Raw genomic sequence first — 23,309 nt, 5'->3', positions numbered from 1 at the left:
ACCGTCAGCCGAAGACGGTCGTCAGGGCGGTATCGATGGCGTCGGTGATCTGATCGATATCCTGTTCGGTTGCGATGAGGGCGGGCGCAAGGCACAGCGTGTTGTTGAGGCCGGGCAGCGAGCGGTTGGTCGCGCCGATCAGCACGCCCTGAGCGGCGCAGTTTGCGATGACCGCCTGAACCTGCCTCTCCGGTGCCGGCTCCTTGGTCTGCCGATCCGCCACCAGCTCTGCGCCGCAGAAGAGGCCAGCACCGCGAACATGGCCGATGACAGCGTGACGCTCCGACAGCGCTTGAAGATTGGCAATCAGCCTTGATCCCATCTTCAGCGTGTTGTCGAGAAGACCCTCGTCCTCGATGATCCGCATGTTTTCAAGCGCGGCAGCGGGCCCTGCCACGCAGCCGCCGAACGTTGAGATATCGCGGAAATGCGACATCGGATCTTCAGGGTCGTCCTTGAACATGTCGAATATCTTTTCGGTGGTGACTGTGCAGGAAATCGCCGCGTAACCCGATGCCACGCCCTTGGCCATGGTGACGAAATCCGGCTCAATGCCGAAATTCTGGTAGCCGAACCACAGGCCGGTTCGCCCGACGCCGCAGACCACTTCGTCAATATGGAGCAGGATGTCGTATTTCCGGCAGATCTCACCGACCTTCTGCCAGTAGCCTGCGGGAGGGACGATCACGCCGCCACCGGCGGTGACCGGTTCCAGGCACAGAAGGCCGATCGTATCCGGTCCCTCGCGCAGAATGACCTCCTCGATCGCTTCGGCAGCTCGCTCACCGTAGTTTTCGATTGCGCCGTACTGGCTGCGATATTCCAGGCAATGCGGCACTTCGACGAAGCCCGGGGGCATCGGACCATACTGCTCGCGCCGCTGCGGCTGGCCGGCAGCGGCCAGCGTTCCGATCGTGGTGCCGTGGTAATCGCGTTCGCGGTAGAGAATCTTGTACTTGCGTCCACCATGGTGGCGATGGGCGATCTGGCGCACCATCTTGAACACCTTTTCATTCGCTTCCGAGCCGGAGTTCGAATAATAGACGCGGGTCAGTCCGGGCATTTTGGAAATCAGCTTCTGGGCGAACTCTGCCCCGGCAATTGAGCCGGCCGAATTTGCGAAGTAGTTAAGCTTGACCAGTTGGTCCCGCACGGCATTTGCGATGCTGACCCGGCCGAAGCCGACATTAACTGTCCACACGCCGCCTGATAGGCCATCCAGGAATTCGCGTCCGTTCGCGTCCCAAAGCCGCATGCCGCGGCCTTCAACGAAGATGCGCGGATCATTGGTCTCCAGAGGCTTGTGCTGCAGGAGGTGGTGCCAGACATGAGCACGGTCTGCCTCGATGATGTCGCGGATGTCGTTGGGCTGCTGGATCATGTTCATGGCTGGAACGTCTTCCTGGGATAACGGGGCTTGCTCGCAAACACCGATAGGTCTTTGCGAAGCGTTTGGTGTCTGCAAGCTCTAGCATGCGAACCGCTGCCCTTGCCCTCGTCCGGCTCCCTGGCACCCCCAAAACTCCTGTCTGGATCCTGCCCCAAACCATGAGCCAGCGCTCATCTACACTGCTCCTCCACGATCGCGCCGAGCTTCGCGAGCCCACCAGCGATGCGGTTTGAGGCGATCGAACTGAACCCGATCCGAAAGTGGTTTTTGCCATCCGCGGCATCGGAATAGAAGATATCTCCGGCCTCGATCAGAATACCTTGCGCCTTCGCAACACTCGCCACAAACCGCACATCAAGCTGGGGAGGTCCTTCTATCCAGAAACTCGTGGCACCTTCGCCGCGCACGAATTTACAGGAAGGCATAACCTCAGGCAGCTGTTTGGCGATCAGACGCGCCCGCTCGGCGATCACGGAACCTGCTTGAGCAAGATGCTGTCGGTAGTGACCGAGTGCAATGAATGTGGCCAGTGACCGCTGGTTGTTGGTGGGTGGATGACGCAGCATCAGACGTCGCAACACCCGCAATTCGTCGATCACCGGTTTCGGCGCGACCACATATCCAATGCGCAATCCGGGAGCCAGAACCTTGGAGAAACTGCCGACATAGAGGACACGTCCCGCCGTATCCATGCTCTTCAACGAAGGTATGTCCCGGTCAGTCTCCACCGACAGATCAGCATCGTAATCGTCCTCTACCAGCAGAAGATCGCTACGGCTTGCCGCCTTGACTAAGAGCTTGCGCCGCTCTGCCGACATCACGGTCGTGGTTGGGCATTGATGGCCAGCCGTCACGAAGACAATATGGCAGCCGGAGAAAATCTGGTCTGGAACCACGCCATCTTCGTCACTGGACAAAAAGCGGGTGTTCTGTGTGGAAAGACTTACCATGTTTCGCAGATCCGGATAACCGGGGTTTTCCAGACCGACTGGGGTCTCGCGATCGATGAATAGCTGGACGATCATCGCAAGCGCCTGTTGCGAGCCCAACGTGATGATGATCTCTTCAGGCTGGACAAAGATCCCGCGTCGCGGCAGCACCTGCACCCGCAATTGCTCGATCAAATCGGGATCATCGTCATCAATCATGTCGGCTGCCCAGCCCTGTATTTCCTGGACACTTGAGGTCGCACGGACGGCTTCCCGCCAGTTATTGGTCGGAAATAGGCCCGGGTCATACTGGCCCGACAGAAAGGGATAGGGATAGGAACGCCAGTCCCTTGGCTTGGTGATATGGTTCAGGCGTGATGGTCTAACAACGAATTTCGCCGACCAGTCTGCTGTTCGCTTCGGGCTCGTTCTGATCTGCGCCGGCCTGATGCCGGGAGACACGAAAATACCGCTACGATGACGTGAGATCAGGAAGCCCTCATCCATCAGCTGCTGATAGGCAGCCGTCACCGTGTTGCGCCCCACGCCCAACATGGATGCAAGTTGGCGTGAAGAGGGCAGACGGGTTTCGGCCGCCAGCATCCCCGTCTCTGTCGCCCTGACGATCATGCGGCGGATCTGGATGTTCAATGGCGCGCCGCCGCGATCGACAGCGTCGAAAACACGAGGCCATACCGTATCTATGGGAAGAAGAAGCTGTGAGATTTTCATGAAACTTCAAAAGCAAGAACCAGGCCATTTGGTTCTATGTAGGCGTGACCGAACCATGCGATATGATAGGCTGAAGCTTGTTCACGGAATCTGGCCTTTGCAAGCCATCCCACCTTGATTAAGCGATCTGCTGTGCATTGCTGCTGCCACTGACCACGAGGCGCTAGACAACTTCGAATTTTCGAACTTCAGTCAGACAACCAAACATGAAATAATTCGTCACTAGAACGAACTATTTGCATTCGATCATGGTGCATGCGATGATTTTCGCCCGCAGCTTGACACGGGCAGAATTGAGGGAGGCGCAAGCGGATGAACATCTGGACCAGTACACCACCGATGCTACGCCAAATCTCCGTGCGTGCCGCAATGGAAATCCTGCTGCACGAAGGTCCAACCTCACGCGCCGATCTTGCCAAGAAAACCGGTCTTTCGAAACAAACCATGTCCGAGGTGATCCGTACCCTGGAGGAATCCGGCTGGGTCCGAGTTAAAGGTGTTGTGTCGGGCAAAGTCGGGCGCAGTGCTGTTTCCTATGAAGTTGCGCCGGACGCTGGATGCGTGATCGGCATCGACCTCGGGGCCACGACGATCCGCGCGGCCATCGTCGACATTGCGGGCGGCATATCAGAGGAGATCGAGGCGCCAGTAGAAGGGCACACAGGGAAGAAACTGCTCGACCACGTCAACAACCTGATCGAACAGAGCCTGACGAAGGCAAAGATTCCGCGCAGCAAAGTGTTGCTGGCCGCCGTCGCAACGCCAGGCGTGGTGGATCCGGAAACCGGGATGCTGTCGCTCGCCCCCAATATGTCCGACGTCGCCAGCATGGATATGCGGCGCACGCTGCAGGATGTGCTCGGCTGCGACGTGATCATTGAGAATGACGTCAATGCGGCCGTTATCGGCGAAAGCTGGAAGGGTAACGGCATCGGCCTCGACTGCGTTGCATTTATTTCTCTTGGGACGGGCATTGGTCTCGGCACCCTGGTGAACGGAAAGCTCATGCGGGGCGCAAAGGGCGCGGCAGGTGAAATTTCCTATCTTCCTTTCGGTTCTGACCCTTACGCCGCCGAAAGCCTGGAGCGGGGAGCGCTCGAATGCGCGATTGGCGCCCGGGGGATCGTCAATCGCTACGGATCGGGCGACGGTGGACTGACGGCGCGCGATGTGCTCGAGAAAGCAGAAGGTGGCGAAGCCGGTGCGCTTGCCACAATTAAGGAGACAGCCCGACTGGCTGCACTCCTTGTCGTTTCGGTCGACGCCATGCTTGATCCGCAAAAGATCATCCTAGGGGGCAATGTGGGCCGTCATCCCCTGATGGAGCGGCTTATCCAGCAGGCTCTGCCAGCCTGCACGAAGAGGACGATCTCTGTGGAAGCCAGCACTCTCGGATCCCGTGCCACATTGATGGGCGCCGTTGCGATTGCTCTCAATCAGCTGCACAACGCGCTGTTTTCGCCTCAGGATTTGCCCACCGAAATGCGCCTGCCGACGGCGACCGCTTAATCCTGGTCTTCCCACAAACAGAAACACCCGCCGATCGAGATGACCGGCGGGTGTTTCCTCTGGGTCTTGGGAGGACCTTATTCCTTCGTTGCTCCGGCCATGATGCCACCCATCATCAGCCGCTGAAGCGCGGTGAAGACGACCAACACCGGCAGCACGGACAGTACGGACATCGAGAGCAATTTCGGCCAGTCGATGCCGAATCGACCGATCGAATTCGCGATGGCGAGCTGCACAGTCCACTGGTCCTGGTCGGTGATGATCAGGAAGGGCCAGAGATAGTCGTTCCACCGCCATACGAGATTGAACGCGAGAAGCGTACCGATGGCCGGGACAGAAAGAGGCACAATGATCCGCCACAGGATCCGCCATTCCGGCGTCTTGTCGAGACGCGCTGCCTCGAGCAGGCTGTCGGGAATGTTCACAATGTACTGACGCATTAGGAAAACGCCTGTTGGCGTTGCCGCAGGCGCGATGATGACACCCGCCAGGGTCTCAAGCAGGCCAAGATCGCGCAGAACGAGGAAGACGGGAATCATGATGATCTGTAGTGGCACCATCAGCGACGACATGATCAGCAGGAAGAAGACCGTGTCGCCCTTGAAGCGGAACTTTGCCAAGGCATAACCGGCCATCACGCTGATCGTCACCGACAGAAGAGCCGACAGGATCGAGACGATAGCCGAGTTCTTGAAGAACAACAGGAAACGGGCTCGCGACAGGGTGTTAACGAAGTTTTCCAGCGTCGGGTTCGCCGGCCAGAGCGTTGGCGGCCACTGGAATATCTCCGCCTGCGGTTTCAAGGCGGAAAGAAACAGCCATACCGGCGGCAACAGGAACACTGCGAGCACAAGAGCGACGAGTGCGAGACGCGCGGGCGAATGGGCAGTTGTCATGCTCTGCTCCTTGAAAGCCGCAATTGCACGATTGCGAGAACCATCAGGACGACAAAGAGAACGGCGGATTGGGCCGCCGCCATGCCTGCCTGCATTGGCAGCTGAAACGCCGTGTCATAAATGGTCTGGATCAGGTAGACAGTGGCCTTGCCCGGGCCGCCGCCAGTCAGCGAGACCACAAGTTCGTAAACCTTGAAGGCTTCGATCGACGACAGCACAACGACCACAGCCATGGTCGGGCGCAAAAGCGGTAGCGTTATATGGGTAAACTGCCGCCACTTGCTCGTGCCGTCGATCGACGCTGCTTCGTAATAGTCGGTCGAGATAGCGGTCAGTCCCGAAAGAAAGATCATCATGTTGACGCCCGACTGCCACCAGACCCAGGCAACGACAACGGCTATCTGGGCCATCGTGTCCTGTTCCAGCCATGGAACCGGCGCTATATGCGCCAATGACAGGGCGTAGTTTACCAGGCCGTTGTTGAGCCCGAAGAGCCAGCGCCAGGTGATGCCGATGATCAACAGGCTGATCATCGAGGGAAAAAACACCACGGTGCGCACAAAGGCGAACAGTTTCGTCTGCGGCTGAAGCAGCAGAGCTAGTGCCAATGACACGATGACGTTGAGCGGTACGGCAATCACGACAAATATGATTGTTTTCAGCAGTGAAGTGCGAAAATCAGCGTTGTCGATCAGGCCGATGAAATTGTCCAACCCGACAAATTGCGGAAGCGTCTGCGGCACTTGGGGCAGGACGACCACGCCGCGCTTGAAGAGCGACATGTAGAGCCCCTGGACGAGCGGATAGAGCGTGAATGCAACAATCAGCGCCATTGTGGGCAGCATCAGGAAATACGGCCAGAGCTGTCGCTTCGCTTCGGCCAGCGGCTTGGTAGACGACGGCCTTTCGGCCGTCGTCTCTGTGCTGATGGTGCTGGTCGTGCTCACTGCGCCGCCTCAACGGCCGCATCGGCCGCCTTCTTTATCTCGGCCACAGCTTCTGCCGAGGTGATCTGACCGGCAACGGCCTGAGTAACGGCGGTTTTGATGGGGCCCCAGACAGCCTGCATTTCAGGCCAGGCCTGGTCAGTTGCCGCATAGACAGGGCTTCCATCCAGCTCCGCCTGCATAATTTTGACGGCATCGGAGGCCATCGCATTGCCGTAGTCGACCGTTTCGGCCTTCATATTGGCCGGGATGACCCCAAGAAGCTTCGCATACTCTGCCTGGACTTTCGGGCTCGTCATCCACTTGATGAATTCCACCGATTCCTTGAGGTTCGGGCTCGTGTTGAAGGCGACGAGATAGTCACCGCCATAAATGGACGAGCGGGTCGTTCCGTAAGGTGTCGGTCCAGCTTGCCAGGCGAAGGCACCGTTGTTGGCGAGCGTCGGGATCTGCCAGCTGCCAGACATGTAGGCGACGGCCTGGCCGCCCATGAACAATTCTTTCGGATTGTCGGAACTTGCCCCACTCCACAGGCCAGGCGGCATCGCGTCCTTGGTGATCGCGATGAAATCGTCCAGCGACTTCTGCCACTTGGCCTCGTCCATGACGACCTTGATCGGAGCCTGCTCGGAGAAGATATGATTGCCGTATTGGAACTGGTGAACGATCCAGCGGCTTGCCGAAACGTCCCAGACCAGCGGATAGCGAGTGCCGGATTTTTCAGCGACTTCCTTGAGTTTTGGAACAAACTCTTCCCAAGTCCAGCTCTTGTCCTGGGCGGGCAGCTCGATGCCGGCCTTCTTGAAGGCATCAACATTGTAGAAGATGCCTGTAGAGGTCACATTGAGCGGTGCTGCAATAACCTTGCCTTCGTAGCGAGCGCCATCGGCCCAGCCCTTGACGAAGTCATTGATCCATTCGGGGCCGATTTCGGTATTGAGATCGGCGAGAAACGGCCTGATGACCGGTTCCATCGAAGAGGTCAGGGAAACGTCGGGCATAATCCCAGACGCAGCGAATTGCTGGAATTTCTGAATCATGCCGCTGTAGGGCGTGATCTGCAGGTCGAACGTCGTCTCTGGATGCTCCGCCGTGTATTTATCCAACACGCTGCGAATGATCGCTTCCTGTGCATCATCTTCCACGTACCAAAGCAGTTTCAGCTCGGCGGCAGACAGAGGCTGCGTCAACATGGTCGTAGCCAGTGCTACACCGCTTATCCATTTCAAGAGTTTCATCGCGTTCCCCTTTTTCCCGATGCTTTCGCCCGGCTTGATAACGTTCCACTCACACATCACGGGCACCGAGCCCGGTGGATTCGTTGCTAGTCCGAATTTGTTCGTGACCAAGACGAATTAAATACGGGAGTTTCATCGTGTCAAGCGCTTCTTGCCACACTCAGCTGCCCGGGAGCACAACCTGCGTCTTCTGCGCAATAGCAAACGGCAAATTATGTTCGGCACCTTGACGAACTATAAAAAACTACGCAAGGTAACGCGAGATTGGGGCGTTGGCGCAGCGCTTGCGTCCCTTATAGAATAAAACAAAGGGAACGACAGATGGCAGGATTGGCACTCCAGGGCGTAGTCAAGCAATTCGGGGCACAGACCATCCTCCATGGGATCGACCTTGCCGTTGAAGATGGCGAATTCGTTGTCTTGGTTGGCCCATCTGGTTGCGGGAAATCGACACTGCTGCGGATTATCGCCGGTCTCGAAGCGACGAGCGGAGGGCAGATCCTGATTGGCGAAGAAGACGTAACGCGTCTTCAGCCGGGCGATCGGGGGATTGCAATGGTCTTCCAGTCATACGCACTCTATCCTCATATGACGGTCCGCAAGAACCTGTCGTTCGGCCTGGAAAATCTCTCGCTGGACAAACAGGTGATTGACGCCAAGGTGGCCGAGGCCGCACGGATGCTGGCGATCGAACCGCTGTTGGACCGGCACCCAAAGCAACTCTCAGGCGGACAACGCCAACGCGTTGCTATCGGCCGTGCGATTGTCCGGGATCCGAAGATTTTCCTGTTCGATGAGCCACTGTCCAATCTTGATGCGGCACTCCGGGTCCAGACCCGCGGCGAAATCAGCCGTCTGCACAAGCGCCTCGGCGCAACGATGATCTATGTCACCCATGACCAGATCGAGGCGATGACAATGGCGGACCGCATCGCCGTCCTCAATGGTGGACGCCTGGAACAGTTTGGCGCCCCGCTTGAACTCTTCGAGTTTCCAGCAAACAAATTCGTTGCCGGCTTTATCGGCTCTCCACAGATGAACTTCTACGAGGGCAGCGTCAGAGCCGTTGAGGCCGAGAAGGTCAGTGTTCACGTCGAGGGTTTCGGGCTCGTGTCTGTACCCGTCGACGGCAGCACCGGCAACCTTGGTGACAAGGTGACACTCGGAATCAGGCCGAACCATTTCCACCTGCGACCGCAGGGATATGATGGCCACAGCGTCGTACGTTTCCGTGCAAATTACGCGGAAAGTGTCGGTACCGAGACCTATGTTTACGGCACGATCGATGGGAACGACACGGCGACGGTTGTTCATCTGCCCGACCATGTGCCCGTGGCCGAGAACGACGTCATCGAATTCGGTATCGAGCCGGCATGTCTTCATCTTTTCCACGGCGAAAGCGGGCAGTCATTCGCCAGACGGCGGTCGGATGGTAGCGTCATCGCTCCGCGTAAAAAGTGATGACGTCTCGAGCCATGCTTGTTTCCTCTTCTCAGAGACTGATTTTTTCGACACCAGAGGCTGTCGCGAATGCAGTTGCAGATCTGATCATCAAGGTGGTGCAGGAAAAACCGTCCGCCACGCTCGGACTTGCAACCGGCGGCACGATGGAACCGGTTTATGCGCGGTTAGTCACCGCGTTCAAACACGGGGAAATCAGCTTTTCCGCCGTCACCAGCTTTAACCTCGACGAATATGCCGAACTGCCGCCCGAACATCCCGGCTCCTATCGCAGCACCATGAACGCGCTGCTGTTCGACCATGTTGATATCGACAAGAGTCGGACCTTCCTGCCAGAAGCGAACGGCAGCGAGCCCGACAAATCCGGCGCGCGCTATGAGGACATGATAGCGGCGGCAGGCGGAATTGACCTTCAGTTGCTTGGCATTGGTCGCAATGGTCATATCGGCTTCAACGAACCGGGCTCGGCCAGAGACAGCCGTACGCGGCTTGTCAATCTCCACACCGACACTCTAGAGGCCAACGCTCGCTTCTTTGCCGATCGTCCAGTGCCGCGATCCGCCATGACCATGGGTATCGGGACCATTATGTCTGCCCGCAAGATCGCCCTTGTAGCGACGGGAGCATCAAAAACAGACGCCATTCATCGCGCCACCCAAGGCGGCTTTCAGGCCGATTGCCCGGCTTCGGCGCTCCAGGATCACGGCCAGGTCACTTGGTTTCTCGATACCGCGGCAGCCGGCCTTCAAAGAGCGGCCTGACAGGCTGCTACCGGAAAACCACTCCTCTGAAATGAAAATGGCCGGCTTGAAGCCGGCCATTCTTTGTTTCATCGCACGTTGCCGGCAGCTATCGCTGCCTCAATCTTCTGCCGGTACTGAAGGATTGCGGCAGCGGACATGCCCGTCCAGCCCTGGAGCAGGGAGCCGCGCCCAAACGGCGGTGCAAAATATTCGACAGAGCCGATCCATCCATTGTCGAGACTCGTCTGCCACCAGCGCAGCATGGGATAGTCCCAGCCCTCCAGTCCATATTTCAGCCGTTGTTCCGCATAAAGGCCAGACAAATAGGGCCAATCGGAACCATTGTGATATCGATAGGCAAAGGCGGATTTTGCACGGGTATCAGCAGGTCGCTTGAATGGCGGCCAGGCGCACATGACGCCCCAGTCGCCGTAGGGCTGCTTATCGTTGTTCCGTGTTTCCAGCAGGTTCGCGACATGACCGAGAACGATTTTTGCCCGTTCCGGCGAAACGGCCTCGAAGCGGAGCAGAGTGAGGCTGTCCAGGGTCAGGTGATCTTCGACGAAATCTTCACGGGTCCCGTAATCTGCATACCATCCACCTGGCGTCAGCAGTACACCGTCAAGCGATGCTCTCGCCTTGATCGACGTCGTCTGCGCTTCATCGGCGACGTATGCGTCGATCGCTTTGCCGAACTTTGCTATGACATCGAGTGCCCCCACCCAGAGACCGAGATCATAGGCGACATAGCCATGACGAAAAACATTGTCCGCCCAATCACGGTCATGGCGCGGCTTCTGCGGCAGTCCGTTTCCGGCCTTGTCGAACGAGAGATAACGCCGGTAGATCGCTTCAACCGTCTTCCAGTGCCGAACGAGCACAGTTTCGTCGCCCGTCACTCGCACATAGTCCCCGATCGTGAGGATAAAGAACAGCGGGCTATCGAAGTGATCGCTCCACCAGTCTGTCGGTCGCAAATGCTCCGTCCGGTAGTCCGGCGAGGTGGTGCGAAACTTCTCCCATTCCAGCCCCTGCTGGGGACCCGTCAGAATGACGCCGCTTGGCGCCTCACCATCGGGCTGAATGCCGGTGGCGAGAAGATCGATCTGGTCGCGCACTGCATCAAGGTCCAGATGCAGTAGTGCTTGGAGGGTCCAATAGCCATCACGGTAGTAGGTTCGTGTCGGAGCGCTATAGGCCTGGCCTGCAGCGAGTCCCAGAAAGGATCCATCCTCAGCACGCCTGATGCTCGACAGCGAGGCATGGGCGCTCTGAATTGCCATGCTTCGCAGTAGCGGTGGCGCCTTTGGCAAGAGATCACAACGCAGCGCATGCGCCTGCGCTTCTGCAATGATCGCTTCAGTCGACAGGGCCAACCCGCGTTCGACTTCAGCTTGGCTGGCGCCCGCTGAAATCACGATCACTCCGTCCCCACGGTCTTCAATGATGGTCAGACCCCAAGCGGTGCTTGCAATGCGACGCGTGCCACTGCGCTTCACCGGCTCCGGCTGGGTCAAAGTTCCCCACCAGGCGCAGCGTGTTGCCGGACGCACCGACTTCAATACGGTGCCGGTCAGTGCGAGAACGGGAGCGGACTGCGCGACATAGAGCCCATGGGCTTCTGTCGTCAGACGGTTGGGTCCATAGACGAAGGGACCAGACCAAGGTTCGAAGAAGACATTCGCCATGTTGCCACAGCCCCAAAGCGCCAGTTCTAGGCGGCCTTCGGGATAGAGATCTCCCTGGAGGCGGGGCGCCATGAAGGCGAGTTGAAGAGGGCTTTCACTTTCGACCTGCCCGTCAGGACGCGCCTTGGCGAGGGACTTCATTTGTACCATTTCACGCTCCTGTCATCGCCTTTCGGCTCGTCCGGATGTTGGGTCAAGGAATATGATTGGGACAGGTCAGCCAACGTTCGCTTGTCGTGGCGACGCGCCCCGTGCGTGCCTTGCGGCCAGCATGACTGCCCCGACCATGCCCGCATTTGTGTCGAAGAGGCTCGGTTCGAGCCGGCAATCGAAAGGCAGTAGAGGTGCCAGATGCGCCTTCAACAGCTTCATGAATTCGACTTGACTGCCTATCCCGCCACCGATCACCGTAAGTGCAGGGTCGAATACTGCATGAATGGCCGCAACACCGATCGAGGCGGATCTGGCAATCTCATCGAGGGCCATGGTGGCCTCGACATTTCCCGAGCGCGCAGCGGCGAACAGATCGCTGACCGATCCGTGTGCGGGTGCAAAGCGTTTGCGGATGCCGCGCGTTCCCACTTCGTCCTCATAGAGGCCGTTTTCCGAGCTTGGTGCGCGCGCATGCGGTTCAGCTCCGATCGGCAGGTAGGCGATTTCGCCGGCTCTGCCAAAGGCACCGCGCCACAATTCACCGTTTACGACCAGTCCCATACCGACGCCTGTGCCATAGGACAGGAAAGCCAGAGACCGTTCGCCCATGCCGGCTCCCGCCATGGCTTCGGCATAGGCCGCCAAATTCACGTCGTTTTCGACCGTGACGGGGCAATGGAGCATTTCTCTCATCAATTCGGCCAGAGGGATATCCGACGGGAGTGCCAAGTTCGGCGAGAGCGAGGCAAGGCCGGTCGACGGATCGACTGCACTGGGTATCCCGATCACCACATTGTTCAGATCGTGTAGTTGAGCATCTGCCAACGCTAGGAGTCGCGTAACCAGAGAAACCATTTGCTTAAGCACGGGCGCATCTGCGCCGTGACTTGTCGGCTCTTCAACCGTGAATCGAGCGTTTCCATCTTTGTCGGCGAGTCCAGCCAGGATTTTTGTCCCACCGAGGTCAATGCCGACCACGAGCTCAGCCATTGAACGGTCGCCCTGATCGCCGCGACGGACTGAAGATGGTGCGTTGACCAAGAGAGCTTCAGAAGCTGCCACGGCGCAATCCTTTTATTTGTTCGGTGTGTTGACGAATTTATTATTGACTGGTCTTCGGAGTGTCAAGCGGAGCCTGCATGCGTTGCGGCTTCGCGGGCACGTTCGGCGCGCGCAATGGTTCGTTCGCGATACCAGATGAACAGCCCCGATCCGATCAGGACCAGACTTCCGACGAGGGTCCAGATCGTCGGGATGTCACCGAAGACGACGAAGCCAAGGATGAGCACGGCTAGGAACTGGAAATACTGCAGTGGCGCAAGAAAAGACGATTGCGCGTGGCGATGCGCCTCAATGTAAAAGTAGTGGCTGATGGCTCCGAATACGCCCGTGCCAATCAGTGGCAACCATTCTGCAAAGCTCTTTGGCCAAACCCAGACAAAGGGCATCAGCGGCGTCAGAATGACCGCTGGAAAGGCGGCCATAATCAGCAACATGCTGCCGGATGACTCTGTTGCCGAGAGGCGCCGCGTCAGAATGCTATAGCCTGCACCAATGAGGACCGAGAGGATGATCAGGCCAAAAGCAGGTTCCAGCGTACCGACACCCGGTCGGGTTATGATAAGCACGCCAACGAAGCTGATGAAGATTGCCGTCCAACGGTAGCGACCGACAACCTCGCCGAGAAAAATGACCGATAGGATTGTTACGAAGATCGGCCCCATGAACTGGATGGACAGTGTCTGGGCAATCTGTAGGTAACTGAGTGCGAGGAAGTTCAGTCCCGTGCAGACGATCTGGATCGCAGCCCGGGCTGCTTGAAGCCTAGGAGCAGACGTCCGCCAGGCATCAGGCCTCCGCCAAGGGTTCATGACGATCGCCACGAGAATGAAGTGCACGGTGAAGCGGAACCAGACGGTTTGAATTGCTGGCACCGCCTGGCTGCCAAGTTTGGCGGTACTGTCGAGACAGGCAAACAGCGAGACCGCAATCAGCATCAGGATTGCGCCTTTGGCCTTGTCGTCCATGCGCGTGGTCGCAGGCGGCTGAATCCGGGTCTGCTTCTCCTCATTTGTAACCGAAGAGGATGTTTTCATGCCGTCACCTTGAGTCTCTTGTCCGTGGCGTCATCATAGCAGCCTAATTCTTATTCGTCACCATGACGAACTAATTTTCGTCTAACATCGGGTTGGGCGTGTATCAAAGGCATTGGCGACCTGCTTCTCATCTCGAGCGCACAGTCGGTATGGATGCGCGTAACATTCGATTGCCCCTCACCTCTTTAAGCTCCCGCCAAATATCGAGGTCATTTCCCAGCATGTCCGAAACGCAAGTGCCAAAGCCTTTGGCGAGCGCAAATTAGCATCGCCGCGAGCGAAATATGGTGCTTTTCGCGGCCAGCACTTTTGCCTTATCGAACGAGAAAGAAAACGAAAGCGGGGCAAAGCCATGGCCAGACCATTCTTCTGGAACGAACTGACGACCTACGATTTCGCCTCGCTTTCGCCCGAGACAACGGTCGCCATCCTGCCGATCGCCTCGACGGAGCAGCACGGACCTCATCTGCCGATTGCAACCGACGTGGCTATCGCTAACGGGATGCTGGCAGAACTCAAGGTCCAGCGCCCTGACGATCTCGATTTCCTCGTCCTGCCGACCCAGGAAATCGGCAAGGCCAACGAGCATGTCTATGGCCCAGGCAGCCTGTCCCTCGGCCCAGAAATCCTCATCCCCGCCTGGACGGCAATTGGCACAAAAGTCGCTGAAGCCGGCCTTCGCAAACTCGTCATCGTCAACTCCCATGGCGGCAATGTCGATGTCATGAGCATCGTTGCCCGCGAACTGCGCGTCCGCCACCAGATGGCGGTCGTTTCTACCCAATGGGGTCGCTTCGGCAATCCAGATGGCATGATCTCCGAGCACGAAAGCCGCTATGGCATTCATGGCGGCGAGGTCGAGACCTCGCTGATGCTGCATTTCCGCCCCGAGCTTGTCCGGATGGAGAAGGCGCAGAACTTTGTCTCCAAGGCAGAAGAAATCCGCGCCAATTCGCGGTTCCTGACTCCGCTGCCGCCCCATTCACTGGCCTGGATTGCCCATGACCTCAATCCGCATGGCGTGGTCGGCGATGCCTCGAAGGGTACGGCGGAAAAGGGCGAGGCGATCTGCAAGCATCAGGTGGCGGGCTTCATCGAACTTTTGCGCGACGTCGCCGCCTATCCTTTATCCAACCTCTACGTACCCGACTGAGGCCGCGGCCCCTTACATCGTTCCACGAATGCTCTCAGGAATGTGGCCCCGGTCTTTGAGATCCTGAACCAGGACGAGCAGTTCCTGCATAAGGTATTCGATGAACAGGCTGGTCGCCGAATCGAGCGGCGCCCGGGCCCGGGCAAACAACTTCATCGGCTGATGCCGGACATGCGCATCGGTGAGCGGTCGGAATATGAGCTCCCCACGCCGGCATTCGGCAAGTGCATCGAGCGGGTTGAGGAGCGTCAGTCCCGTGCCCGCCTTCACCAACTGCTTCATCAGCTCGGAAGAATTCGTCTCGACCACCGGATCGACCAGCAGCGGCAAGGGCGCAAGCGCGAGATCGATGATGTTGCGCAGACTAGTCCCGGATTGCGCCAGGATCAATGGCTCTTGCACCACCTCCACCAAATCGACTGGCCCATCCTCCAGCGCCAGTCGATGACCGGGCGGCAGCACGACGCCGACGGGCACGTCGAAGTTAGCGAGTGTCCGGATACCGGGCGTTGCAGGGATGTTGAAGCCGAGACCGACATCCACCTCCCCGGTCAGCACCGGATTGATCGTTGTCACCCCGCCATCGCTGCGTAGCTTGATCTGCACCCGCGGATGTTTGGCAATGAAGCCTGACAGGATTGCCGGCAGCGGTCCCGAGGCGAGTCCGACCGTCGTTACCAGCGACACCTTGCCGATCTGCGGTGTCTTCAGTCCACGCAACCGCCCTTCCAGCCGCTCGTAATTCTTCAAAACGTCACGGATATGTTCAACACAGAGCTCGCCGGCAGCGGTCAAACGCAATCCCTTCGGCAGCCGCTCGAAGATTGGCGCCCCGAGTTCCTCCTCCAGCGCCAGGATCTGGCGATTGACCGCAGATGAGGCGACATTCAGCCGCGCGGCGGCCTTACGGATCGAGCCGCATCGAACGATTTCATTGATATAGACGAGCTTTCGAGAGTGAAGCACGAGACCTCCGCTGCGCAAATTTTAATCATGGCGCATCACTGTGCAGCATTTCCGCGACCAGTGCAAAAAAAGCATCGATGCGGACGAATTTTGATGCTTTTCAAGACGCATGTCAGCCGATCAAATGCCGGAAAAGGGAGCCCGAAAACGGGCCCTGGAACGGAACAGGGGAACGATCAATGCGCGACACGCTCACCAGGACAAGCCTTCTCGCCCTTTTCGGCCTCAGCGCTGCGCTGGCCTCGACCACGACGGCCTTCGCACTGGATGAGGTCACTTACGGCACCAACTGGCTCGCCCAGGCTGAACATGGTGGTTTCTACCAAGCTGTGGCCGACGGCACTTATGAAAAGTATGGCCTCAAGGTCACCGTCGTGCAGGGTGGCCCGCAGGCCGCCAACCGCGCGCTCCTGATCGCCGGCAAGGTCGACTTCTACATGGGCAGCCCGCTTGGCGAAATGGACGCCGTCAAGGAAGGCATCCCGCTGATCGATGTGGCCGCGATCTTCCAGAAGGATCCGCAGGTCCTGCTCGCCCATCCAGACCAGGGTATCGAGAAGTTTGCCGACCTCGCCAAGCTTGACAGCATCTTCATGGGCAAGGACGGCTACGTCACCTATTACGAGTGGATGAAGAAGAATTTCGAGGGCTTCACCGACGAGAAGTACAAGCCTTACACCTTCAACCCTGCCCCCTTCATCGCCGATCCCAAGTCCGCCCAGCAGGGCTACCTGACCTCAGAACCCTATGAAATCGAGAAGCAGGCCGGCTGGGCACCAAAGGTCTTCCTGCTCGCCGACAACGGCTACAACCCCTATTCCACGATGATCACCACGACGGCGACCATGGTCGAGAGCAAGCCGGATGTCGTCCAGCGCTTCGTCGATGCCTCGGCCGAGGGCTGGTACAACTACCTCTACGGCGACAACAAGGCAGCCAACGACCTCATCAAGAAAGACAATCCGGAAATGACGGATGGCCAGATCGAATACTCGATCAAGAAGATGAAGGAATACGGCATCGTTGAGTCAGGCGAAGCGCTGGAAAAGGGCATCGGCTGCATGACCGACGAGAAGTACAAGGCCTTCTTCGACGCCATGGTTCAGATCGGCGTCCAACCTGCTGACCTCGACTACAAGAAGGCCTACACCACCCAGTTCGTCTGCAAGGGCGTCGGGATGGCACTGAAGAAGTAAGGGCTTCGCCCCTCATCCGGCTGCCGCCACCTTCTCCACGCTTGCGGGGAGAAGAAGTTTCCGGGCCGGTGTCGGTGATGACATCCCCTCTCCCCGCCTGCGGGGAGAGGGTTAGGGTGAGGGGCAGCGCTCCTCTTCGTTCATAGTCCAAGGCCATCCATGTCACTTTCCGAAGTCCAGACGCTCGCTCCCCCTCCCGAACAGCGCCGGGCGCTCGTGGTGATGAAGGACGTGTCCAAGGTCTTTTCCAGCGGCACGGTGGCGCTGACCGGCATGTCGCTCACCGTCAATGGCGGTGAATTCGTGTCACTTCTGGGACCTTCCGGCTGCGGCAAGTCGACGGCACTCCGGATCATCGCCGGCCTCGGCGACACGACATCTGGCACCATCGATTGGCCAAGCTCCCGCATTAACTCCAAGGGCCTGCCAGACGGTGACATCTCCTTCGTCTTCCAGGAGCCAACGCTGATGCCCTGGGCAACCGTGTTCGGCAATGTCTACCTGCCCTTGAAGCTGCGTGGCATCTCGAAGTCGGCGGCAAAGACGGATATCCTCGCCGCTCTCGACCGCGTCGGCCTCAAGGATTTCATCGACGCCTATCCGCGCGAACTCTCCGGCGGCATGAAGATGCGCGTCTCGATCGCCCGGGCGCTCGTTACCAAGCCGAAGCTTCTCCTGATGGACGAACCCTTCGCTGCCCTCGACGAAATCACCCGGCAGAAGCTGAACGACGACGTGCTGGCCCTGTGGAAGGAGACCGGAATCACGGTTATCTTCGTCACGCACTCGGTCTTCGAAAGCGCCTATCTCTCAAGCCGCATCGTGGTGATGAAGGCGCGCCCCGGCCGGGTGCATGCCGATTTCCCGCTGCAGACCAGCCTCGACCGCGACGCCTTCTACCGGACGTCCGAAGAGTATCGGCAGGCCTGTGAAACCGTGTCCAAGACACTGATCGAAGCCATGGGCGGGGAGCATCACTGATGACCGGACCGGCCGAAACCCTGCTCAAGATCTTCATCCCCATCCTCGTCGTCTGTCTGCTGATCGTGCTCTGGCAGGTTTGCGTCTGGGTTTCTGGCGTTCCCCAATATATCCTGCCTGGTCCGATTGCGGTCGCCGGCGCCCTGTTCAAGGACTGGGGCACACTGTCGCCTGCCCTCTGGGTCACCACCAAGATCACCCTGATGTCACTGGGCCTCGCCCTTCTCGGCGGGGTCGGCATCGCCGTTGCCCTGGTCCAGTCGAAATGGATCGAGATCGCCTTCTACCCGATCACCGTCATCCTGCAGGTGACCCCGATCGTCGCCATTGCGCCGCTGATCCTGATCTATTCACCCTCGACTCAAGTTGCGCTTCTCATCTGCGCCTTCCTCGTCGCCTTCTTCCCGATCCTCTCCAATATGGTTCAGGGTCTGAAGAGCGTCGACCACAATCTCCTGAACCTCTTCGACCTCTACGGCGCCTCCCGCTGGCAGACCCTGCTCTATCTGAAACTTCCGGCATCGCTTCCCTATTTCATGACGGGCTTGCGCATCGGTGGCGGGCTAGCGCTGATCGCCGCCGTCGTTGCCGAATTTGCGGCTGGTTCCGCGGGCGCCGGATCGGGCCTTGCCTTCCGCCTGCTCGAGGCCCAGTTCCGTCTGAACATCCCACGCCTGTTTGCCGCCCTCTTCCTGCTCTCCTGCCTGGGCGTCGTGATTTTTGCCATTACCTCCTTCATTTCCTGGCTGGCGCTGCATCGCTGGCACGAGAGCAGCCTGAAACGAGAAAACTGATGTCGAGCCCGATTGCCAATCTTCCCGCCGCCAAACGCTTCGTGCTTGCCAATGCGACGCTGCCGGAGATCTGCATTGATGGCGTCGAGGCGCCGGCCTGCGAGGGGCTGATCAGCGCCGACATCGTCGTTGCCGACGGCAAGGTCGAGGCGATCCTCAAGCCCGGCGAGGCACCAGCGGGCCTGCCCTCCACGGACCTCAGGAACGGCATGGTCTGGCCGACCTTCGTCGACATGCACACCCATCTCGACAAGGGCCATATCTGGGACCGCCGGCCGAACCCCTCAGGCGATTTCATGGGCGCGCTGGAAGCGGTGAAAGCCGACCGCGAGGCCCGCTGGACGGCGGAAGACGTCAAGGCCCGCATGGAATTCTCGCTGCGCACGACCTATGCCCATGGCACCGGCCTGATCCGCACCCATCTCGACAGTCTGGCGCCACAGCACCGCATCTCCTTCGAGGTCTTTTCCGAGGTCCGCGAGGCCTGGGCCGGCAAGGTCGATCTTCAGGCCGCCGCCCTTTTCCCCTTCGACCAAATCACCGACGAGGCCTTCTTCAGCGATCTGGTCGAGGTCATCGTTCGCAATAAGGGCCTGCTCGGCGGCGTCACCTATCTGATGCCGGAGCTCGACCAGAAGCTCGATATCCTCTTCCGCACCGCGACCGAGAACGGCCTCGACGTCGACCTGCATGTCGACGAGACGCAGGACAAGGAAACGCTGACGCTGAAGACCATCGCGGAAGCCAAGATCCGCAACGGCTTCGAAGGATCCGTGACCGTCGGCCATTGCTGCTCGCTCGCCCGCCAGGACGATGATCTGGCAAAGCGCACCATCGATCTGGTGGCGGAGGCAGGTCTCTCGGTCGTGTCGCTGCCGATGTGCAACATGTATCTGCAGGATCGCACTGCCGGCCGCACGCCCCGCCAGCGCGGCGTCACCCTCTTCCACGAACTGTCGGCAGCAGGTGTCGCGACCGCCGTGTCCTCCGACAACACCCGCGACCCCTTCTATGCCTATGGGGATCTCGATCCGGTCGAGGTCTTCCGCGAGGCGGTCCGCATCATCCATCTCGACCATCCGCTCGACACCGCAGCGAGGGTCGTCACCCGCACGCCGGCCGACATCCTGAAGCGCCCTGACCATGGCCGCATCGCCGTCGGCGGCCGCGCCGATCTCGTCCTCTTCAGTGCCCGCCGCTGGAGCGAATTCCTCTCCCGTCCGCAGGCCGACCGCATCGTGATGCGGAATGGCATGGGCATCGACCGCAGCCTGCCGGATTACCGCGAACTTGACCCATTGCTTGGAGCTTAGACATGGCTGACTACGCCAAAATCATTGAGGAGCTGGAAGGCATCGCCGTCGAGGACAATCCCGCGCTCGTCAAACAGAAGAGCCGTGACTTCTACTGGTATTCGCCGATCCTGAAGGCCGAACTCGACAACGTGGTGGGTGACTTGATCGTCTCGCCGACCACGGAAGAAGAGGTGATCCGGGTTTTGAAAGTCGCCTATGCCCATGGCGTTCCGGTCACCCCGCGCGGCGGCGGCACCGGCAATTACGGCCAGGCCATGCCGCTCTCGGGTGGCATCGTGCTGAACCTCATCAACATGAACAAGGTGAAAGAGATCCTGCCCGGTCGCGTCATCTGCGAGCCCGGCATCATCATCTCCGAGCTCGACCGCCAGACGAAGGAACATTCCGGCCAGGAACTGCGCTTCCATCCCTCGACCAAGCAGACGGCAAGCGTTGCAGGCTTCATCGCCGGCGGCTCCGGCGGTGTCGGCTCGATCACCTGGGGCGGCCTGCGCGATCTCGGCAATATCCTGCGCCTACGCGTCGTCACCATGGAAGCCGAGCCCCGCGTGCTCGAACTCTCCGCCTGGGACCTGCAGAAGGTCTCTCACGCCTATGGCACCAACGGCATCATCACCGAAGTCGAAATGCCGCTGGCGCCTGCTTACGACTGGGTCGACGTCATCGTCGGCTATGACAACTTCATGGATGCAGTGAAATTCGCCGATGCGCTCGCCCACAAAAACGGCATCCTCCTGAAGGAGGTCGCCCCGATTGCAGCTCCCATTCCCTTCGACTATTTCACCCGCCACAAGCCCTGGCTGAAGGAAGGCCAGTCGGTCGTCGTACTGATGGTGGCGCCGCATTCCATGGAGCCCTTCCTGGCGCTCGCCGAGCGGATGAAGGGCGATGTGCGCTTCCGCTCCGACACAGTCGAAAGCATGAAGGGCATCCCGCATGCCTATGAGCTGGCATGGAACCACACGACGCTGCGGGCGCTCAAGCTCGATACCAACATCACCTATCTGCAGGTCCAGTATCCCGGCCCCGACCATGTCGAAAAGGTCCGCGTGATGACCGAACTCTTCCCTGACGAGGTGATCGGCCATCTCGAATTCATCAAGTTCGATGGCCAGATCCAGTGCGCCGGCCTGCCTCTGGTGCGCTACACCACGAAAGAACGACTGGAAGAGATCATCCGCATTCACGAGGAAAACGGCTGCCCGATCTTCAACCCGCACCGCTACACGCTCGAAGAAGGCGGCATGAAGCAAACTGACCAGGTCCAGCTCGCCTTCAAGAAGGAAACCGATCCGAAGGGTCTCTTGAACCCCGGCAAGATGATCGCCTGGGAGAACCCGGATTTCGATTTCTCCGCCGGCAAGAACTACCTGTTTCCAGGCCTGGAGGTGTTTTCCGAAGCCTCGTGAGGCATATCAGATGCGTTGCGGCTCCCCGTTCCGGAGCCGCAATGGATAACCGCCGGAACGAACTCATTCCGAAGGTACTCCCGGCCGGACCTCTCCGGCCCATGCTCTTCACGACATGGCATCCCCCATCCCTCGGCTTCAGGCGGCGAGAGATCAGGATGCTGGGACAAACGGCGCGGAAGTTTTGACTTGAACCCCGATCGCAGGCGCGGCGGGCAACGACTTGGAGCTTTTGAACATGCGCGTACTGGTCCTTCACTCCCACCCCGTCGAAGAAAGTTTTGGCCGGGCGCTCTACAAGCTCACCTGTGAGAGCCTGGAAAAGGCCGGCCACCAGGTGGATGGCTGCAATCTCTACGAGGAGGGCTTCGACCCGGTCCTCTCGGCTCATGACCGCCGCGTCTATCACGACATCCCCGAAAACCTCTCGCTCGTGCAGCCCTATGTCGACCGCCTGAAGAACGCCGAAGCACTCGTCATCGTCACCCCCGTCTGGAACTTCGGCTTCCCGGCCATGCTGAAGGGCTATTTCGACCGCGTCTGGCTGCCCGGCGTTTCCTTTGACCTGGTGGATGGCAAGCTGACGCCCACGCTCCGCCACATCAGAAAGCTCGCGGCGGTCATGACCTATGGCGCGACCCCGATGCGCGCCTTCCTCGCCGGCAATCCGCCAAAGAAGATCGTCAAGCGTGTCATCCGCGCCCAGATCAAGATCGGTGCACCGGTCAAGTATCTCGCGCATTACGACATGAACAATTGCACGGAAGAAACCCGCGCCACCTTCATGGCCAAGGTGCGCCGCGAGATGGAAAACTTCTAAGGGAACGGCCGGCCGTCAGATGACCTTGGCCGCCGTTACCTCAACCTCGACGAGGAATTCCGGTCGCGTGAATCCCCCGACCACCAGCAGCGTGGAGACAGGTTTCGGATCGAGCGTGTAGCGGTCACGTACCGCCATGTAGGCGGGAAAATCTTCGCGCCGCGTCACGAATCCCGAGATCCGAATGACATCTGCGAAGGTCATCTCAGCCTCTTCGAGAATGGCCTTGATCGCCTCGAAGCAAAGCTCAGCCTGGCCGGTGACATCCGGTGGGATCGTGTCATCCGGGCGAATGCCGAGCTGGCCGGAGGTGACCAGAAGGTTCGCGCCCGGCGGCACGAGCAGGGCGTGATTGTAGTGCCCAAAGGGACGGCGGACGGAGGGGGGATTGAAGACCTTTTTCATAGGTCTGAGCCTAGCGCGGCAAGCACATCTGTGGAAGCATAAAGCTTGCATTCCACGCTGCTTTCAGGTCATGGACGCGACCTGTTGACCATCGAAAGCTCAGCGATGTGCTGCAGCTTCAATGGCCCTCTGACCCTCACGCAGGTCACCTGTGAACGCTCTATTCCTGCGGTCGTTCGGTGCTCTGCCCCCTGCCTTAAAAGCTGCATATGTGAGTGGAGCTAGTATGTGTGTTGACGGGGATGATGGCAGGTTATTTGTGGCTCTGGTTGTTTGTGTTTCTTGATAGCGGGGAGCGCGAGCCAGTGGCGGTATAGATTCCCCGTTTCGCAGTTCACTTTGCTTGTTTTGTGTTTTTGACCTGTCGCAAACGCAAAACCGCCCCCATTGGATGGAGGCGGTTTTGCGTATTTATGTTTGGATTTGGTTGCGGGGGCAGGATTTGAACCTGCGGCCTTCAGGTTATGAGCCTGACGAGCTACCGGGC

20 protein-coding genes are annotated in these 23,309 nt (G+C 59.0%); 10 read left to right on the top strand and 10 right to left on the bottom strand.

What is annotated here, in order from left to right:
• Positions 1 to 4 precede the first annotated feature (4 nt).
• Both ACSV9I_RS19380 and ACSV9I_RS19375 read right to left on the bottom strand, forming a co-directional pair.
• Positions 5 to 1,387: an aminotransferase family protein gene (locus ACSV9I_RS19380; protein WP_438330434.1), complete on the bottom strand. Its 1,383-nt coding sequence runs from the start codon at positions 1,385 to 1,387 to the stop codon at positions 5 to 7.
• A 173-nt stretch (positions 1,388 to 1,560) separates the two neighbouring features.
• Positions 1,561 to 3,051, bottom strand: a complete 1,491-nt coding sequence (locus tag ACSV9I_RS19375) for a PLP-dependent aminotransferase family protein (RefSeq protein WP_438330433.1) — start codon at positions 3,049 to 3,051, stop codon at positions 1,561 to 1,563.
• Positions 3,052 to 3,363: 312 nt separating this feature from the next.
• Here ACSV9I_RS19375 and ACSV9I_RS19370 point away from each other — a divergent pair, with 312 nt between their 5' ends.
• Positions 3,364 to 4,560: an ROK family transcriptional regulator gene (locus tag ACSV9I_RS19370; protein ID WP_438330432.1), complete on the top strand. Its 1,197-nt coding sequence runs from the start codon at positions 3,364 to 3,366 to the stop codon at positions 4,558 to 4,560.
• A 77-nt stretch (positions 4,561 to 4,637) separates the two neighbouring features.
• Here ACSV9I_RS19370 and ACSV9I_RS19365 read toward each other — a convergent pair whose 3' ends face one another.
• From ACSV9I_RS19365 to ACSV9I_RS19355, 3 genes are read right to left on the bottom strand one after another with little or no spacing between them, the layout of a single operon-like run.
• Positions 4,638 to 5,456, bottom strand: a complete 819-nt coding sequence (locus ACSV9I_RS19365) for a carbohydrate ABC transporter permease (RefSeq protein WP_054158305.1) — start codon at positions 5,454 to 5,456, stop codon at positions 4,638 to 4,640.
• The gene (locus ACSV9I_RS19360) at positions 5,453 to 6,403 is read right to left on the bottom strand and encodes a carbohydrate ABC transporter permease (protein WP_245281441.1); all 951 of its coding nucleotides are present in this window, start codon (positions 6,401 to 6,403) and stop codon (positions 5,453 to 5,455) included. Before ACSV9I_RS19360 ends, ACSV9I_RS19365 begins: the two co-directional genes overlap by 4 nt.
• Positions 6,400 to 7,641, bottom strand: a complete 1,242-nt coding sequence (locus ACSV9I_RS19355) for an ABC transporter substrate-binding protein (protein WP_054158306.1) — start codon at positions 7,639 to 7,641, stop codon at positions 6,400 to 6,402. Before ACSV9I_RS19355 ends, ACSV9I_RS19360 begins: the two co-directional genes overlap by 4 nt.
• 321 nt (positions 7,642 to 7,962) lie before the next feature.
• Between ACSV9I_RS19355 and ACSV9I_RS19350 the strand changes: the two genes are divergently transcribed.
• Positions 7,963 to 9,102 (top strand): ABC transporter ATP-binding protein, encoded by a 1,140-nt coding sequence (locus ACSV9I_RS19350; protein WP_054158307.1) that lies wholly within the window; start codon positions 7,963 to 7,965, stop codon positions 9,100 to 9,102.
• Positions 9,103 to 9,116: 14 nt separating this feature from the next.
• On the top strand, positions 9,117 to 9,863 hold the full coding sequence (nagB, locus tag ACSV9I_RS19345; protein ID WP_438330431.1) for a glucosamine-6-phosphate deaminase: 747 nt from the start codon (positions 9,117 to 9,119) through the stop codon (positions 9,861 to 9,863).
• A gap of 68 nt (positions 9,864 to 9,931) precedes the next feature.
• On the opposite strand, the gene ACSV9I_RS19340 is transcribed toward nagB, so the two are convergent.
• From ACSV9I_RS19340 to ACSV9I_RS19330, 3 genes are all read right to left on the bottom strand, one after another.
• Positions 9,932 to 11,683, bottom strand: a complete 1,752-nt coding sequence (locus ACSV9I_RS19340) for an amylo-alpha-1,6-glucosidase (protein ID WP_438330430.1) — start codon at positions 11,681 to 11,683, stop codon at positions 9,932 to 9,934.
• A gap of 66 nt (positions 11,684 to 11,749) precedes the next feature.
• Positions 11,750 to 12,676 (bottom strand): ROK family protein, encoded by a 927-nt coding sequence (locus ACSV9I_RS19335; RefSeq protein WP_438330547.1) that lies wholly within the window; start codon positions 12,674 to 12,676, stop codon positions 11,750 to 11,752.
• Positions 12,677 to 12,810: 134 nt separating this feature from the next.
• Positions 12,811 to 13,782, bottom strand: a complete 972-nt coding sequence (locus ACSV9I_RS19330; protein WP_438330429.1) for a DMT family transporter — start codon at positions 13,780 to 13,782, stop codon at positions 12,811 to 12,813.
• 352 nt (positions 13,783 to 14,134) lie between these two features.
• Here ACSV9I_RS19330 and ACSV9I_RS19325 point away from each other — a divergent pair, with 352 nt between their 5' ends.
• Entirely contained in the window at positions 14,135 to 14,935 is an 801-nt protein-coding gene (locus tag ACSV9I_RS19325) for a creatininase family protein (RefSeq protein WP_438330428.1), read from the top strand.
• Positions 14,936 to 14,947: 12 nt separating this feature from the next.
• Here the strand turns inward: ACSV9I_RS19325 and ACSV9I_RS19320 are convergent, their stop codons facing one another.
• Positions 14,948 to 15,901, bottom strand: coding sequence for a LysR family transcriptional regulator (locus tag ACSV9I_RS19320; RefSeq protein WP_438330427.1), 954 nt, complete (start codon positions 15,899 to 15,901; stop codon positions 14,948 to 14,950).
• A gap of 179 nt (positions 15,902 to 16,080) precedes the next feature.
• Between ACSV9I_RS19320 and ACSV9I_RS19315 the strand changes: the two genes are divergently transcribed.
• The 6 genes from ACSV9I_RS19315 to ACSV9I_RS19290 all read left to right on the top strand — a co-directional run bounded on the left by ACSV9I_RS19315 (position 16,081) and on the right by ACSV9I_RS19290 (position 22,417).
• Complete coding sequence (locus tag ACSV9I_RS19315) at positions 16,081 to 17,097, top strand: ABC transporter substrate-binding protein (protein WP_054158313.1); 1,017 nt, start codon at positions 16,081 to 16,083, stop codon at positions 17,095 to 17,097.
• A 159-nt stretch (positions 17,098 to 17,256) separates the two neighbouring features.
• Positions 17,257 to 18,078 carry an ABC transporter ATP-binding protein gene (locus tag ACSV9I_RS19310; protein WP_438330426.1) on the top strand — a complete coding sequence of 274 codons (822 nt, stop codon included), beginning with the start codon at positions 17,257 to 17,259 and terminating at the stop codon, positions 18,076 to 18,078.
• Entirely contained in the window at positions 18,078 to 18,872 is a 795-nt protein-coding gene (locus ACSV9I_RS19305; RefSeq protein WP_438330425.1) for an ABC transporter permease, read from the top strand. Before ACSV9I_RS19310 ends, ACSV9I_RS19305 begins: the two co-directional genes overlap by 1 nt.
• On the top strand, positions 18,872 to 20,185 hold the full coding sequence (locus tag ACSV9I_RS19300; protein ID WP_438330424.1) for a cytosine deaminase: 1,314 nt from the start codon (positions 18,872 to 18,874) through the stop codon (positions 20,183 to 20,185). Before ACSV9I_RS19305 ends, ACSV9I_RS19300 begins: the two co-directional genes overlap by 1 nt.
• 2 nt (positions 20,186 to 20,187) lie before the next feature.
• Positions 20,188 to 21,597, top strand: coding sequence for an FAD-binding oxidoreductase (locus ACSV9I_RS19295; RefSeq protein ID WP_438330423.1), 1,410 nt, complete (start codon positions 20,188 to 20,190; stop codon positions 21,595 to 21,597).
• 238 nt (positions 21,598 to 21,835) lie between these two features.
• Complete coding sequence (locus ACSV9I_RS19290) at positions 21,836 to 22,417, top strand: NAD(P)H-dependent oxidoreductase (protein ID WP_438330422.1); 582 nt, start codon at positions 21,836 to 21,838, stop codon at positions 22,415 to 22,417.
• A gap of 15 nt (positions 22,418 to 22,432) precedes the next feature.
• On the opposite strand, the gene ACSV9I_RS19285 is transcribed toward ACSV9I_RS19290, so the two are convergent.
• Complete coding sequence (locus ACSV9I_RS19285; protein WP_438330421.1) at positions 22,433 to 22,822, bottom strand: RidA family protein; 390 nt, start codon at positions 22,820 to 22,822, stop codon at positions 22,433 to 22,435.
• Between the last annotated feature and the right edge of the window lie 487 nt (positions 22,823 to 23,309).

Source organism: Rhizobium sp. G187 (genome assembly GCF_051549525.1).
Taxonomy (GTDB): domain Bacteria; phylum Pseudomonadota; class Alphaproteobacteria; order Rhizobiales; family Rhizobiaceae; genus Allorhizobium.
This window is presented reverse-complemented; position numbering and strand designations above follow the sequence as displayed.